The 14640-nt window shown below is 69.2% G+C and carries 20 protein-coding genes; 9 read left to right on the forward strand and 11 right to left on the reverse strand.

Annotated elements, in window-relative coordinates; translation table 11 throughout:
- Positions 1-40: 40 nt before the first annotated feature.
- Together RBT54_RS07705 and RBT54_RS07710 are read left to right on the forward strand one after the other, a co-directional pair.
- Complete coding sequence (locus tag RBT54_RS07705; protein ID WP_320365812.1) at positions 41-742, forward strand: DUF6781 family protein; 702 nt, start codon at positions 41-43, stop codon at positions 740-742.
- Between the two features lie 118 nt (positions 743-860).
- Entirely contained in the window at positions 861-1721 is an 861-nt protein-coding gene (locus tag RBT54_RS07710) for a fused MFS/spermidine synthase (protein ID WP_320365814.1), read from the forward strand.
- A 24-nt stretch (positions 1722-1745) separates the two neighbouring features.
- Here the strand turns inward: RBT54_RS07710 and RBT54_RS07715 are convergent, their stop codons facing one another.
- The 4 genes from RBT54_RS07715 to RBT54_RS07730 all read right to left on the reverse strand — a co-directional run bounded on the left by RBT54_RS07715 (position 1746) and on the right by RBT54_RS07730 (position 4234).
- Complete coding sequence (locus tag RBT54_RS07715; protein ID WP_320365817.1) at positions 1746-2021, reverse strand: hypothetical protein; 276 nt, start codon at positions 2019-2021, stop codon at positions 1746-1748.
- Positions 2022-2223: 202 nt separating this feature from the next.
- Positions 2224-3219 (reverse strand): TIR domain-containing protein, encoded by a 996-nt coding sequence (locus RBT54_RS07720; protein WP_320365819.1) that lies wholly within the window; start codon positions 3217-3219, stop codon positions 2224-2226.
- A gap of 15 nt (positions 3220-3234) precedes the next feature.
- Positions 3235-3582, reverse strand: a complete 348-nt coding sequence (locus RBT54_RS07725; protein WP_320365821.1) for a zinc ribbon domain-containing protein — start codon at positions 3580-3582, stop codon at positions 3235-3237.
- Positions 3583-3703: 121 nt separating this feature from the next.
- A complete protein-coding gene (locus RBT54_RS07730) occupies positions 3704-4234 on the reverse strand; it encodes a DUF3617 domain-containing protein (protein WP_320365822.1) in 531 nt (176 codons plus the stop codon).
- A gap of 271 nt (positions 4235-4505) precedes the next feature.
- On the opposite strand from RBT54_RS07730, the gene RBT54_RS07735 reads away from it, so the two are divergent.
- From RBT54_RS07735 to RBT54_RS07745, 3 genes are all read left to right on the forward strand, one after another.
- Positions 4506-5030, forward strand: coding sequence for a hypothetical protein (locus RBT54_RS07735; RefSeq protein ID WP_320365824.1), 525 nt, complete (start codon positions 4506-4508; stop codon positions 5028-5030).
- A 515-nt stretch (positions 5031-5545) separates the two neighbouring features.
- Positions 5546-6418 (forward strand): hypothetical protein, encoded by an 873-nt coding sequence (locus tag RBT54_RS07740; RefSeq protein ID WP_320365826.1) that lies wholly within the window; start codon positions 5546-5548, stop codon positions 6416-6418.
- 14 nt (positions 6419-6432) lie between these two features.
- Entirely contained in the window at positions 6433-7260 is an 828-nt protein-coding gene (locus RBT54_RS07745; RefSeq protein ID WP_320365828.1) for a hypothetical protein, read from the forward strand.
- 105 nt (positions 7261-7365) lie between these two features.
- On the opposite strand, the gene RBT54_RS07750 is transcribed toward RBT54_RS07745, so the two are convergent.
- Entirely contained in the window at positions 7366-8025 is a 660-nt protein-coding gene (locus RBT54_RS07750) for a PEP-CTERM sorting domain-containing protein (protein ID WP_320365829.1), read from the reverse strand.
- A 365-nt stretch (positions 8026-8390) separates the two neighbouring features.
- On the opposite strand from RBT54_RS07750, the gene RBT54_RS07755 reads away from it, so the two are divergent.
- The 3 genes from RBT54_RS07755 to RBT54_RS07765 are packed head-to-tail and all read left to right on the forward strand — an operon-like array spanning position 8391 to position 10679.
- The gene (locus RBT54_RS07755) at positions 8391-8810 is read left to right on the forward strand and encodes a DUF1924 domain-containing protein (protein WP_320365831.1); all 420 of its coding nucleotides are present in this window, start codon (positions 8391-8393) and stop codon (positions 8808-8810) included.
- Between the two features lie 31 nt (positions 8811-8841).
- Entirely contained in the window at positions 8842-9342 is a 501-nt protein-coding gene (locus tag RBT54_RS07760) for a diheme cytochrome c (protein WP_320365832.1), read from the forward strand.
- A gap of 14 nt (positions 9343-9356) precedes the next feature.
- Complete coding sequence (locus RBT54_RS07765; protein ID WP_320365833.1) at positions 9357-10679, forward strand: ferric reductase-like transmembrane domain-containing protein; 1323 nt, start codon at positions 9357-9359, stop codon at positions 10677-10679.
- Between the two features lie 7 nt (positions 10680-10686).
- Here the strand turns inward: RBT54_RS07765 and RBT54_RS07770 are convergent, their stop codons facing one another.
- The 5 genes from RBT54_RS07770 to RBT54_RS07790 all read right to left on the reverse strand — a co-directional run bounded on the left by RBT54_RS07770 (position 10687) and on the right by RBT54_RS07790 (position 13235).
- The gene (locus RBT54_RS07770; RefSeq protein ID WP_320365834.1) at positions 10687-11139 is read right to left on the reverse strand and encodes a periplasmic heavy metal sensor; all 453 of its coding nucleotides are present in this window, start codon (positions 11137-11139) and stop codon (positions 10687-10689) included.
- Entirely contained in the window at positions 11136-11630 is a 495-nt protein-coding gene (locus tag RBT54_RS07775) for a zf-HC2 domain-containing protein (RefSeq protein WP_320365835.1), read from the reverse strand. Before RBT54_RS07775 ends, RBT54_RS07770 begins: the two co-directional genes overlap by 4 nt.
- The gene (locus tag RBT54_RS07780; RefSeq protein ID WP_320365836.1) at positions 11623-12186 is read right to left on the reverse strand and encodes an RNA polymerase sigma factor; all 564 of its coding nucleotides are present in this window, start codon (positions 12184-12186) and stop codon (positions 11623-11625) included. The genes RBT54_RS07775 and RBT54_RS07780 overlap by 8 nt, the downstream gene beginning before the upstream one ends.
- A 49-nt stretch (positions 12187-12235) precedes the next feature.
- Positions 12236-12733, reverse strand: a complete 498-nt coding sequence (locus RBT54_RS07785) for a hypothetical protein (protein WP_320365839.1) — start codon at positions 12731-12733, stop codon at positions 12236-12238.
- Positions 12734-12929: 196 nt separating this feature from the next.
- Positions 12930-13235, reverse strand: coding sequence for a PepSY domain-containing protein (locus tag RBT54_RS07790; RefSeq protein ID WP_320365840.1), 306 nt, complete (start codon positions 13233-13235; stop codon positions 12930-12932).
- A gap of 190 nt (positions 13236-13425) precedes the next feature.
- On the opposite strand from RBT54_RS07790, the gene RBT54_RS07795 reads away from it, so the two are divergent.
- Entirely contained in the window at positions 13426-13935 is a 510-nt protein-coding gene (locus RBT54_RS07795; protein ID WP_320365842.1) for a YkgJ family cysteine cluster protein, read from the forward strand.
- Between the two features lie 290 nt (positions 13936-14225).
- Here RBT54_RS07795 and RBT54_RS07800 read toward each other — a convergent pair.
- The coding region (locus RBT54_RS07800; protein WP_320365844.1) for a 4-hydroxyphenylacetate 3-hydroxylase C-terminal domain-containing protein at positions 14226-14640 on the reverse strand (415 nt) is incomplete at its 5' end.

The following is a 14640-nucleotide window of genomic DNA, read 5'->3' on the forward strand; positions in this document are numbered from 1 at the left end:
GAGATTTCCCGCTTTGCCGTTTACGCTTTGGAGACCGAACATGAGCCTCGACACCCGCCAGATCGAACGTGACGTGGAAGCCGCCGTCGCCGCCGACCCCGCATCCATCGCCGAGCGCGTGCGCGCGATCACGCTTGCCGCGCTGACCGAAGGCCGCCTCGACAGCCAGGCGCTGCGCGGTGTCATGAACGCGGTGCTCGAGGGCGCGCAGAAAGGTTCGATGCCGGTCGATGCCACGCGCACGGCCGCCTTCAAGGAGGCCATGAGCGGACTCGACCAGGCCCTGGCCAGCGCGGCGCAGGCGACCCAGTTCGCCATCCAGGAAGCCATCGGCCGCAGCGCAGAGTTCTCGCGCGAAGGCCTGCGCCAGTCGTTCGAACCGTTTTCGAGCCTCGAGAACGACCTCATCGGCGCGCTCAGCGAGGCCGCGCGCAAGGCGACCGGCGAGGCCCGGGCGACGCTGACCGAACTCGCCGAACACATGCGCCACAGCGGCACCGCCGCCGGCGCGCGCGTGCGCGATGCGGCCGCCGATCTGGCGCGAGCCAGCAGCAGCCTGGCCTTGTCGCAGGTCGAGGGGGGCATGAAGACACTGCTCAACCAGGCCGACCTGCTCGCCAGCCTCGCCGCCGGCGTACTGCGCGGCATCGCCGACCGCCTCAACCCGGGCAACGTCGGCGCTGCTTCGGGCGCCGGCTCCGACTCTGACCCCGCCTCCGAACGGAAAGACGCGCCGCATTGATCCGCCGCCACGCGATCGGCAGGTTCGCCAGCGCGCACGCCAGCGCCACCCTGCCACTCCGCGCCACGCCACTCCACGCCACCCCACTCCTGCACCCGGTTTCTGCCTGCCGAACCCCGTGACCTCGCTTCTCGAGTTGCCCAGCCCCTTCCCGTCCGAACCCGGTCTCGTGCGCCTGCTCGAGCCGCCGGGCAGCGACCCGACCGCGCTCGCATCCAATCTGCTCGAGGGCCGCTACGACAAGCCCTTCGTGCTCGAGAACGGCGGCCTGCGCGCGCTGCACTTCAGCCTCGGCTACGTGCAGAGCGTGATGGACATCGACAACCCCGCGGCGCTGGTGCTGGCCTACGCGCAGCGCATGATGGCCTTCCTGCTCTTCAACCCGCGCCCGCGGCGGATCACCATGCTCGGCCTGGGCGGCGGCTCGCTGGCCAACTTCTGCCACCGCCACCTGCCTGCGGCCGACCTCACCGCGCTGGAGATCGACCCGCACGTGATCGCCCTGCGCACGCTGTTCGGCGTGCCGCCCGACGACGAGCGCTTTCGTGTCGTGCCCGGCGACGGCGTGCGCTGGATCGAGGACGCGCCGACACGCTGCGACGTGCTGCTGGTGGACGCTTTCGGTGCCGAGGGCGTGGCCGGCGCGCTGCTGGAGGCGGATTTCTACCACCACGCCCATCGCCACCTGAGCGGGCGCGGCATACTGGTCATGAACGTGGCCGGCGAGCGCGAGGGCTATGCCGCCCACGTGGCGCGTCTACTGGAAGTGTTCGACGAGCGCGTGATCGCCATCCCGGTACGCGAGGACGGCAACCACATCGTGTTCGCCTTCCGCGACCCGGCCTTCGCCCCGCGCTGGCACTGGATGCGCAGCCAGGCGCAGGCGCTGCAGGCCAGGCTCGGGCTGGATTTTCCGGGCTTCGCGCAGCAACTCGAGGCCGGCGAGCGCCAAGGGCACGCGCAGCGCCTGGCGCGCTGATCAAGCTCGCAGCCGCCCTCCGGCTCAGCGCTGACTGGCGAAAGGATACCCGTACAGGCGCAACATCTGCTTGAAGGCCTCGGCCCCCACCGCCGGATCGTAGCGTGCGAACAGCTTCTGCTGCCGCTCGCGAAGCGCAGCGGGCAACGACGCCAGCAAGAACGCACGCTCCGCGAGGATGTCGTCGCGCATGTGCTCGGTGACGAACATGAAGGCGATCGGACGGTACAGCCCGTCGCGAGTCGAATGGTGGAAACGCGGATTGGCGATGCGGATGTCTTCTGCGAGGTGGCTTTTCATGGCATCTCTTCAAGCGCGAAGGCGGCGCGGACGACGCGCCCGGTGAGTGCCCGGCCCCGCCTGACCACATCAGAATCGGAACCCGGCCATCAACCACATGATGGCCAAGCCCACACGCGCGGTCATCGATCAAACGCACTCGGATGACGAATACGTCACGTCGGCGGGCATGTTCTCCGATGGGCGCGTGCGGTGCCGGCGCTCACACCCGCTGCCCGCAGCGCGTGCAGAAAGCCTGGTCGGGCGCAAGCCGGTTGCCACAGGCGATGCAGAACTGCCGGCGCGGCGACGCCAGCGCGGCAGCAGCCTGCTGCGGGGTGATCAGCGCTTCGATCGACGACGCCAGGCGCTTCACGCCCTCGGTAAAGTAGGGCTCGGGCGGGATGATCACCGCATTGATCGTGGGCAGCGCAGCGAGCGAATCGGGCAAGGCCTCGCGCTCGGGCATGCGGGCGTTGTTCACCAGCACCGGGATCAGCGGCAGACCCACGCCCAGCGCCGTCTCGAGCTCGAAGCGCACCGGATCCTCGGCCTGCTCCAGCCGACGGCGCCCCTGGCGGTCGGACGCATCCGCCCAATGCGGGCCGATGATCGCGACCAGGATGCGAGCTGCCCTGATCGTCTCCTCCACCTTGCGCACGAAGTCCATGCCCGCAGGAATCGAATCCACGTCGCGGAAGATGGCATGGTCGCCGAAGTGCGTGCCCAGGCGGTCGCGGATGCGTCCGGTGATGTGTTCAGAGTCCTCGCGGCGATAGGAGAGGAAGATCATCGGCTCGGCCACCGCGCGTCCGTGCGCCCGCGGCGGCTGGATAGGCGTTGCGTCGTCGGACGGCGCCGCATTGGTCTCGCCCCCGACCACGCGCAGGTAGAAGTAGTCGCTCGGCGACAGCATCGAGCCCAGCGCATCGCCAAGACCGCGCAGCGACAAGCGGCCCTGCCCGAGCAGCGGCGCCTTCTCACCGCACTCGAGGCGCACGGTCTCCCCTTCACGCAGCGTCAGCGCGCACGGCAGGCTCTTGTAGAAATCCATCGCCACGCCGATCTCGTGCGCCCCGGCCGGCAATGCGTAGCGCCGCGTTGCGCCAGCATCGAGAGCATCGACCTTTTCGCCATCGATGAGCACGCTGTACGCACGCAGCACGTTGAGCGCAGACCGTGCGCGCGTGATCTCGACGGTGGCCAGATTGGTCGTCATGGCGCAGGCCCCGCCTCAGTACTGCGCGCTGCTGAGCAGCGAATACACGACCCCGATGAACAGCGCGCCGAAGAACCAGGTCTTGCCGGTCGCGACCTTGTCCGGCGACTCGGCCTTGATCCAGTAGTACAAGCCCATGATCAGGCCGACCGCCGGCATCAGCACACTCAGGGCGAGCACGCCCCACTTCAGCCCGGGCGATACGACGCCGCCCGCAGCGCCCGGACTCACGATCCGCAGCGGTTCGGCCGCTGGCTCGGGCGTCGTCCGCGAAACCTGTGCCGCGTCACCGATGGTTGCACCGCAATGCCCGCAGAAGCGCGCGCCAGACTCGTTCTCCTTGCCACACTGGGGACAGAACATGGTGACCTCCTGCGCACGCTAGCCTGTATTCCAGTATAGGCAAGGAAGACGTACGGCGGCGGCACAACCGGACGTACCGCTGCGGGCCATCCTGGCGCCGGTGTGCCTGCGCCGGCTGGCTTCAGTTACCGCACTGCGCGGCCAGCCAGCGGCCCTCGGTCTCGACATCGAGATCGCCGCGCGACGAGCGCATGGACACCCGCGTGGTGAAGTGTTCCGGACTGGCGATCCGCGCCTTGAAATTGCCGGTCGCATCCGGACCGGTGCAGCGCAGCGTGCCGGTCACCGTGTCGCCGGTCTTCACCACGTCGGTCAGTGTGCAGTTGCCTTCGACCTTGCCCGAAAAGATGTTGTCCTGGCGCGCCTGTTCCGGCGTGATGCAACTGCGCACCGTACCGTCCTGGCCGAGGCTCACGCCGCGCTGCGTCATCTGCTGCTCGATCATGCGGCGGGTGTCGGCAGGCAGGTTCTTGAGCTGCTGCTGCAGTTGCCCCATCTGCGCCGACATGTCGGGCAGACCGCCCATGCTCAGGTGCGTGGAGCGGAATTCCCACAGTCCGGGGCGGATGTTGTCGACGGCGTGGGCGGTGATCGACACGCTGGCCAGGGCAAGCGCGATTGCGGCGGAGCGGCAACGGAAATTGAAAGGCATGAGGGGCGTCCTGATGGGGTCGGGTGGAGCGCGCGCGCACTGCCTTGCAGCGCACGGCGGGCGTTCGAACTGCGCGGATTATCTCAGGCGCAAGCGGCAAACCTCGCCGGAAAGGGGGATTCGATGGTGAGCAAATTTGTCGGGGCGAGACGCCACCCTTCGCGCCGGGGTGGGGCGCTCCAAAAGGCGCCGCGCCGCACACGGCATTTGCAACTGCAGTCCGCTTCGCTATGTTGAAAGCGAGCCCTCGCGGGCGAGACCGACGAGCAGCGTGCCACTGCGGCGCCTGATCGTGTCCGCGGCGAGGCGCACACGACGAACCGCCCCGGAGGCGCAACAGGGCCAATGGGCGCGACGCGAGGACGAACGCCGCGCACGCGAGGCGGCCGAGCGCGCCGAGCGCGAACGCCAGGAGCGGGCCAACGAGCAGTGGCTGCGCGCGGCGTCCGCGACCTGGCAGCCGGGTGCCGCCCTGCCGCACACCGGCTCCCGCACCGCCCACGCACCGGGAAGCAAGGCGCCGCCCACCCTGGCGGCTTGCGTCAAGGGCTGGGCGCTGCTCGGCATGGTCCTCGCGGGCGGCTATGCCTGGTTGGTCATCGGCATGCCAGCTGGGCCGGCGCTGCTCGGATGGGTCGGCCAGGGTGCGCTGTGGGGCGCAGTCGCCGGCGCAGTCGCGTATGCGGCGCTGGTCATCCTTGGGGTGGTGTTCAAGGCGCTGACGGTTTTGCTCCGATTTGCCGCCATCGCCGCCGTCATCGTCGGCGCGCTGTATCTGCTCACGCAGTCGGGTTGAGCGGCGCGCGCGAATCACGACGGCGGTGATCACAACGGCGGCGCTCGACGCGAACTGGCCTATAATCCCGACTTTCCATCGATCGCCACCCGACCGTCCATGCCCGTTGCCCACCGCCCTGCCGTCATTCACGCGCCGCTGCGCGTGGGCGGTCGTGTGCGCGGCATCGGTTGCGACGGCTCCCCGCTGCGCGATCTGGCGACTCAGCTCGCCTTCAAGGTAACAGGGTCTCCCGCCGTGCTTTCCCAGGCCGTGCGGGATCCGGCCCGGGGCTGAAGCCCCGCCACCCCGCACGGCACCTTGCCCAGGGCGCGCGCACCGCGTGCCTTGTTCAACGTGCAGCCGACGCGGGACGCGCCACCCACCCGCTGATCCGGGACCGCTTATGCGGTCGGGCCATAGGCCATTGATACCAACCGGACATTTGCATCAAGCCCGCCGAAGCTGCCTCTGAAGCACCGCAATCCGCACGCCGCGACCTGTTCGCCGCGGCGCGCCTGCACAGGGGTGATGTCATGGTTCTCACACGCAGTTTCGTCAGGGCGAAGCGGCCCTGCACCGATGGATTCCGCTGGTTCGTCCGCCAGTTCAACGACGGCGGCCACTACCAGGAGCTGCTCGACCAGATGGTCGCCGCCGGCCGCGTCGGCGACGCCTGCTGGCTGCTGGAACAGTTCGGCCCGACCGACGAGGTGCGCGAGGTCGACGCGATCGACGCCGAGGCCATCGTGTTCTCCGGCACGCTGCGGGTGCGCGGCGGCATCGACGTGGACGGCATCGTCCGCGTCGGCCGCAGGCTGCAGGCAGGCGGCGGATTGCGCGTCGGCGGCGAACTGATCGTCGGCGAGGATGTGCGCATCGAAGGCGCGGTGCGCGCCGAAGGCCGCATCGAGATCGGCGGCGACCTGCGTGCGGGCTGGGGCGTGGACTGCGCCGGCGATTTGCACTGCCGCGGCGAAGCACGCGTCGGCTGGGATCTGCGCTGCGCGGGCCGGCTGCGGCTCGACGGCAACACCTTCGTCGGCCTCGATCTGCACGGTCAGGACGACATCCGCTGCGGCAAGGGCCTGCAGGTGGGCGGCGACATCGTCGCCGAGTCCAGCCTGCGCGCCGAACAAGGCATCACTGCGGGCGGCTCGATCGAGGCGGCCCTGCATCTGGAGGCCGGCTGGGGGATCAAGGCCGACGCGGTGGTCGCGGCCGGCGGTGCGATCCGCGCCGGCGAAGGTCTGCACGCGGGCGAGGCGATCCGTGCGGGCGACGGTTATGGCGTGTTCGCCGGGCTCGGCGTGCACATGGAAGCCTGGGAAGCCAGTGCCCGCGTCAGCGCCGCGCACAAACCTGCGGGCCTGATGAGCGGCTGGTGGGCCGGCCCCGCGGCATGCTGACGGGAGACAAGGCCATGATCACGCTCGCGCCCTCGCTGCCGTCCCTCTCGCTGCCGTCCCTCTCGCCGCTCGCCCCCTCGCCGCGCTGCGCGCTCGCCTTCCAGCAGCCACCGCCGCTGCGCAGCCTGCAGCGCGTGCTCCACAGCCGTCCCCTGCGCCTGCTCGCCGCCTGCGCGGCGCACATCCTGCCGCCGCCGCGACTGGAGCTGCGCATCGACGTGCAGCAACCACCCCAATCCATCGAAGCCGAACTCGAGGCCCTGCACGGCCGCCTCCACACCCCCGGCGACGCGCTGTACACGTGCACGCGGCTACCCTCGCCCTTCCCCGACCTCGTCCTCCACCACCGCGAGGCCGACGGCGAGCATTACATCTATGTCGAAGACCCTGCCCGCGCCCGCCTCGCCGGCTACACCGTCTTCAACCGCCTGATCGAGGTCGACCGCCGCACCGACCGCCACGTGCGTGCGCCGCACTCCAAGTACGCGCCCGCCTACCAGGGCCGCGGTATCGCCACCGCCATCTACGAACTCGCCCTCGATGGCCTGGAAGGCCTGGCGGGGATCGACACCGGCTTCTGCCTCGTCAGCGGCGCCCGCCAGTCGGTGGGCGCGCACGCGCTGTGGCAGGCGCTCGGCCGCCGCCATCCGCTGCGCTATGTCGCGCTGCGCCACAAGCGCATGCACGACCTCGGCCACGCGCCCGCGCCCGCCGTCAGGGAACACCTCGACACGCGCATGATCATGCTCGGCCGCGGCTGGAGCCTCGCGCGTCTGCGCGCGCTCGGGCTGCTGCACATGGAGGCGGAGGCCGCCAACGGCGCGCTGCGAAGGCGCGCGTGAGGATGCGAGCCGTCTTGGTGATCGAGCAGGACGGCTTCGGTCTAAGTTTGTTGGGCCTATTCGCCTCGCTGGAGCATTGAGCGAACCGGCCCGCCACCGCTGCGGTCAGGCGTCCAGACTGCGGCGGCGACGCGAGATACCCAGACCGAGCGCCCCCAGAGTCAGGCACGCGAGCGTACCGGGCTCAGGCACGCTTACCGCATCGGCGGCGATGGCAACGAGGTTGAAGCTGAACGTATCCGGGAAGAAGTCGCCTGCATAGTCCGTGCCGCTCATCGACAGCGTCGTGCCGTCGAAGCTGCCCGCGTAGCTGCCGAAATATCCCATCGACCAGCACCCGCCGCTGCCGCCGAGCCCTCCGCAAGGATTCTCGCTGGCGGAGAAGCTTTCGCCAGTGACGACAGCGTGGTAGCCCGGAAAGACAAAGCCCAGCGCGGCCGCACCGCCACTATCGACGGCAACCGACTGGAAGCGGAGCCACGTTTCCTCGACCATCGTCAGCGGATCGGACCACACGGGAAAGGACCAGGTCTCCTGCACAACATCGAAACTGCCTGAAAGCGTGAAGGTCTGCGGCTCCGGCAAGGTTCCGCAATTGCCGTCCGGGTCGCAGAGGACGACGCCGCCAGAGGTAAAGGTGACCGAACTCTGTGCGGGATCGATCTGGAGCGTGATGGCATGCGCACTGTTGGCAGCAGCGCTCATAGCCAGAATGGCGAGGGTGTTGGTAGCGGCGGTGCGGCATGTCTGGATCAGGGAATTCATGTCGGCGGGTCACTCATCAAGGGACATCGAAACCCCGTCGGGCAAGCCTGACGGGCGAACTGGAGCAGCGGCCAGATTCCATGCAAAAAGCATTCCAATTTAATCAAATCCGCATGAATGCTGAGGCCCAGCGCAAGCCGCGCGCCCTCCCCCGCCCAGACGCCCCGCCTGTGTAAAGAAATCCGACACAGACGAAGACAAGACCCAGGACGGCCGCGGCGTCATCCTGCCCTCGAGGCGATTGCCAGCGCCCGTTCAGCCAGGGTTCAGCAGCCGGGCCTTAGGCTTGGTTCCAGCCTCCGAGCGCGCACTGCACGCAGCGCCCCGCCGGAGCCGGAATCGAACCGACGCGCTGGAGCCCTGCCATGAACCGAATCGTCCCCCCGCTGCTGCTTGCCCTCGCCCTCGGCCTTGGCGGTCACGCCGCCGTGGCCGCCCCGCCGGCGGCGCTGACCGGCGGCTACGCCGACGCCGCCCGCGCCGCCGATCCCGCCTTCAGCGCGTTCTCTGCCACTCGCGGCGAAGCGCTGCACCGCACGCGCTTTGCCGGCGGCAAGCCCGACACGCCCGCGTGCACCAGTTGCCATGGCGATGACGCCCGCCAGGCGGGCAAGACCAAGACCGGCAAGCTGATCGAGCCCATGGCGGCGTCGGTGTCCCCGACGCGCTACGCCGACCCCGCCAAGGTCGAGAAGTGGTTCAAGCGCAACTGCACCGAGGTGCTCGGGCGCGAATGCACGCCGCTCGAAAAGGGCGACTGGCTCGCCTACATGGCGCAGCAGTGACCCCCAACCGACACGCTTCCCGGAGAACGCAATGAACATCCCCTTCCTCCCCTCCTTCCGCCCCATTTTCATGGCCCTGCTCGCGGTGTCTGCCGCAGGCCTCGTCCTCGGCCGCGCCCAGGCCGGCGACGACGAGTATTTCCCGCCGGTGACCGACCCGGCGACGCTGAGCGAATGTGGCAGCTGCCACCTGGCCTTCCCGCCGTCGATGCTGCCCGCCGCGTCGTGGAAGCGGATGATGGCCGACCTGCAGGACCACTTCGGCGACGACGCCAGCCTGGACGCCGACACGACCGCCGCCATCACGCGCTACCTGGTGGCCAATGCCGGCGATGCCTCCGGCTACCGCGGCGACATCCTGCGCGGCCTGCCGCGCGGCGCCGCGCCCCTGCGCATCACCGAACTGCCGAAGTGGATCCACGAGCACGACGAGGTGAGCGAGGCCGAGTGGCGCGCCAAGGACGTCGGCAGCAAGGCCAATTGCCCGGCCTGCCACGTCGACGCCGACAAAGGCTATTTCGAAGACGATTGAGCGCGGGTGCCGGCATGAAGCGCTTTCTGCTCGCTTACCTCGCCCTGGTCGCCCTCGCCTGGGGGTGGGCGCTGGCGCTCCCCGGCGCCGGCGCCGCGCCGCTGAACGCCTGGGCGCTGCGCGAGCATGCGCTGACGCTCACCGGGCTGTGGTCGTTCGCGCTGATGTCGCTGGCGATGGTGCTGGCGATGCGCCCGGCAAGGCTGGAGGGTGTGTTCGGCGGCATGGACCGCATCTACCGGGCGCACAAGTGGGCGGGCATCCTGGCGATCGGGTTTGCCGCGCTGCACTGGACGGTGGAACTGGCGGACGGCCTCATCAAGACCCTCGTCGGGCGCGATGGACGGCTGGCCAGGGAACACGGCAGCGACCTCTTCGAGGCAATGCGCGACCTCGGCGAGGAATTCGGCGAGATCGCCGTCTACGCCCTGGTGGCGATGCTGGTGCTGACGCTGTGGAAGCGCTTTCCGTTCCGGCTCTGGCGTTACGCGCACAAGATCATGCCGGTGCTGTACCTGATGCTCGCCTTCCACGCCGCCTTCCTGGCGCCGATCGGCTACTGGACGCAGCCGGTGGGCGTGCTGCTCGGGCTGCTGATCGCCTGCGGCAGCGCGGCGAGTATCCATGCCCTGGCGGGATGGATCGGCCGCAGCCGGCGCAGCGCGGGCGTGATCGAATCGGTCGCCGAACCTGCGCCCGGCCTCACCCGGGTGCGCTGCCGGCTCGACGCCGCCTGGCCGGGTCATCGCGCCGGTCAGTTCGCCTTCGTCACCTTCGACCGCGTGGAGGGCGAGCACCCCTTCACCATCGCCTGCGCCGATCGCGGCGATCGCCGGGTCACGTTCGAGATCAAGGCCCTCGGCGACTACACACGCGGGCTCGCCCGGCGCCTGCAGCCCGGGGCGCGAGTGACGGTTGAAGGCCCCTACGGCCGCTTCAACCTTGCACCGGGCGACGTCGGCCGGCCGCAGCTCTGGGTCGCCGGCGGCATCGGCATCACGCCCTTCCTGGCCTGGCTCGAGTCGCTGCAGGACGCGCCCGCGCAGGCACCGGATGCCGACCTGTATTACTGCGTGCGCAGCCGCGACGACGACCCCTTCGTCAGCCGCCTCGAGGCACTGACGCGCACGCTGCCGAGCGTTCGCCTGCATGTGCTGAGCAGCGCGCAGGGCGAACGCCTCGATGCCCGCCGGCTGGGCGCGCGGGCGCCGGAACGCGCGCAGCCGGCGATCTGGTTCTGCGGGCCGCGGGGGCTTCGGGCAACGCTCGCGCGCGAACTGGCGGCGGCCGGACTGGCGGGCATCCGCGTCCGTCATGAAGCCTTCGACATGCGCTGAGGCGCACCTAGCGCCCGTGCAGATCCTCGACGGTGCTCTGCGTGCCCGGCTGGTCGCGCAGCAGCCGCGCGAGCTGTGCGCGCTGTTGTGCATCGAGGATGGCGCGCTCGGCGATCAACTGCTCGATGATCAGGCGCTGCTGGGTCTGCTGCAGTTCGGCAATGGCCACGCGCTCGGTCTCGATGCGTGCGCCATCGATCGTGTCGGCGAAGAGCGCCTCGATCAGCGCGGCGCGGTGATTCTCTAGCTGCGCCGTGGCGGCATCGAACTGCTGCAGGAAGGGCCGCTCGGCGGCCTCCCAGCGGGTGCGCTGGTTCTCGTTCAGCCCCAGCACCTGATGAAGCGGGGGCTTGGATTGCGCAGCGGGAGGGCGCAGGCGGTCGAGCGTGACTGCGCCGATCACGCCCAGGTTGAGCGCGACCGACAGCAGCAGGGCGAGGCGAAGGCTTGCAGGCTTCATCGTGAATTTCCTGTCGTGCCGCACGCGTCGGCGCGCGGGCAGAGGTTGCCGGGTGGAACGGGGTCGAACAGGCTCATCGCCGCGAGTGTCACATTGGGCGAGCGGCCCGGCATCGCCGGCTCCTCCGTGAGCAACATGCCGCCCAACAGCACGCCGAGCCCGAGCGCGCCCGTGGTGCCGACGAGCGGGACGAAGGCGCCACGCCAGGCCAGCACGGGTTTGAACAGGCCAACCAGGACCTCGAGCCAGCGTGCCCGTGGCGGCGCCGGCTCTGCATGCAGGCGCGCGATCACGCGTGCGCCGAGGTCGGCGCCGACCGGCATGGGCGGCAGGTCCTGGAACGCGTCGTGCAGCGCACGCAATTCGGCGAGCTGCGCCGCGCAGTGCGGGCAGGCAGCGCTGTGGGCGAGCAGCGCGTCGCGGACATCGGGCGGCAGCGCGTCGTCGACCAGGGCCGACAGGGTGTCGGCGGGCGGACAGATCCTAGTCATTGTTGACTCCGGCATGAGGGCGGAAATGTTCGAGCAGGGCAGCGCGGGCGCGCGCGAGCCGCGATTTGACCGTACCTTCGGCGATGCCGAGCACGGCAGCGAGTTCGTTGTAGGACAGGTTCTCGATCTCGCGTAGCAACAGGATCTCGCGATGCTCGGCGGCGATCTGCTGCAGGGCGTGCTCGAGCAGTGCCTGGCGCTGGCGGCTGGCGTAGCGGGCTTCCGGTCCGGGCGCGGTGTCGGCCACGTCCATGCCGTCGTCGAGCGGCGCGAACTGGATCAGTCGCCGGCGCCGCAACTGGTCGAGCGCGGCGTTGCGCGCGATCTGCAGCAGCCAGGTGGAGAAGCGGGCCTCGGGACGCCAGCGCGGCAGAGCCTGCCAGGCCTTGACGAAGACGTCCTGGGTCAGTTCCAGCGCCTCGTCGCGGGCATCGAGCATGCGCAGGATGAAGCCGAACACACGATCCTGATGACGGCGCACGAGGGCGGCAAATGCGGCCGTGTCACCGGCGCGGGCGCGGGCGACATCGGCCTCGTCGGCGCGCCCGTCAGTCATGCGCGCGCAGCGGGCGGCGTTGCAGTGGCTGCATGCCGCTCAGGCCGGATCAGTGTCCGGTCTCCAGGCCCTTCCAGCCGGGATGCTCGAAGTGGCTGGCGTAGTCGTCCAGGGTGCGTACGAGGTGCACCACCCCTTGCTCGCGTTCGACCCCGCCGCTTCGGCCGGCGATGACATCGACGCCCTTGCCGATCTCGGCGATGACCGCGTGCAGCACCTCGTCCGCGGCGGGCTCGAGCTTGCAGTTCTGCACGATGTAGCCGACCTGATGCTCGACGGCATCGCCCAGTGCCTGGTACTGCGCGGCGCTGTAACGACCGCCATGCACATCGGGCAGCGCCTGCGCCAGCGCGCCGCGGATCGACTCCATGCCGGTGCGCAGGGCGGCGTCGGTTTGCCAGCGCGCGCCGTCATTCAGCTTGAGGACGGCCGCCTGGGCATCGTGGCTGTGGCTGTCGGCGGCCGTGGCCGGGGCGGTCGCGAAGGCGGCGCCGAGGATGGCGAAGGCGCTGACCGTAAGCAGTCGGGCTGCAGAGTGGAACTTCATATCGAGGGGGTCCTTTCGTCGTCATGTGGGCGTGGGCGGTCTTGCCGTCCTGAACAGTGAAACGAAGCGGAAATCGAAATGTTCCCTCCGCGACGGGCAGGACGACGAAATCAGTGAAAAGCGGGGCCATGACGCATTCTCCCGTGCTCAGGCCGGATCGCCGGGAGGCGCTCGCTGCGCCCCCCGGCAGTGCGGCTTACTTGCTGCGCTTGACTTCGGTCTTGAGAATGTCGCCGGTCACCGGATCGACATCGAGCTCGACGCGGCGGCCCTGCGCATCGGTGGCCTTGACCTCGTACTTGTTGCTGTCGCGCTCGAACTTCTCGAAGTCGCGGTAGCCGGCGGACTCGAGCTTGGTCTGCACCTGCTCCATGCTCATCCAGTTGGCCTGGGTCGTGGTGGCAGTGGCAGCGTTCTGCGCGAACGCGGGGACGAACATGGCGCCGGCACCGATGATGCCGCCGGTCAGGGCCAGGGTCGCGATAAGGGTAGTGGCACGCATGATGGCTTCTCCTTCAGTCTGGTTGGCGGTCTTGCTTCGACCGTGATGCCATCCTGCGCCACGCCATCTGAACGCGTGCTGAAGGCGGTGTTCATGGTGCGTTCATCGGGCGGGCGCTTGAACTGGCCGGCGAAATTGGCGCGGGGCCGGGGTATTCTCGGCATGCCCCCTGAACACGACCCTGCAGAATATGCCCGACCCCACGCCCGCCCCGCTCCTCCGTCTGCACACCGACATCGACGCGCGCGTCGGTGCGATCCGCGAATCCCACCCCGACTGGCAATGCGCGCGCGGCTGCGCCACCTGCTGCCGCCAACTCGCCGACATCCCGCGCCTGACCGCGGCGGAATGGGCGTTGCTGAAGCAAGGCCTCGCCACGCTTGCGCCGCATCGCCTGGACGAAATACGCCGCAAGGTCGCCGACCTTGCGAACACGTCATCACGCCCCGTCGTGTGCCCGATGCTGAATGAGCTGGAAGGCGCCTGCCCGGTCTACGCCCAGCGTCCGGTCGCGTGCCGAACCTACGGCTTCTACGTGCAGCGCGAACTCGGCCTTTACTGCGGCGACATCGAGACGCGCGTCGCGGGCGGCGAACTCGGCGACGTGGTGTGGGGCAACCACGACGCCGTCGACCATGCGCTCGGCGCGTTGGGCGAGCTGCGGGCGCTGACGGAATGGTTCGAACGGGACAACGCCTAGTCGGCGCGGGGTCGAACAAGCTGATCGGCGAATTCCCGACCCTTGAAGACGCAAACCTCGCACGGGGCGTTGCGGAGGCGGTCGATCCGGCACTCTCTGAAGCGGATGACCGCGCACTCATTCGATCAACTCACACAATCGGCTACTTGCCGTCATTCGTGACCCCGGAATTACCAGGTCTCGAGCGACCGATTAGCACCGAAACCTGCGTGGGCTCGATTTCGTGATGGTGGCAACAAGAATGATCGCTGCCGCCCCTCGGCTTTCAAGCCTTGAGGCGGCAGCGTCGATCACGAAGGCTTGTTCGCTTTCGGCAGGTCGACCATGAAGGTCTGGCCCGGCTGGCTGCACCCGGCGTCACAACAGCGCCCAGGCTGCTTGTTCTTGCTGATCGCCCGCGTGTCGTCGGCCAGCACGCCGCGATCCAGCAGACGCTCGACCAGCTCGACCTTGTTGCCGACCGGGTAGTGGCGCCAGATCTCCTGCTTCAGCGCAGTCGGCGAGCCGCCGCCGTGCAGGCTGATCAGCGAGTACCAGCCCCCCTGGTAGGAGGCGGTGAGATCCTCGATGAAGCGTGCCACCTCGATCCGCTTGTCGTAGGGAACGCTCGGGTTGGCGCGCAGCACTTCGGCAAGCGTGGCAGCGGTCGCCGGGTTGTGGTCCTCGTCGGGGCCGGGCAAGGCGACGATCAGGCCGCCAGAGACT

It is taken from the genome of Thauera sp. (assembly GCF_034003485.1).
Taxonomy (GTDB): domain Bacteria; phylum Pseudomonadota; class Gammaproteobacteria; order Burkholderiales; family Rhodocyclaceae; genus Thauera.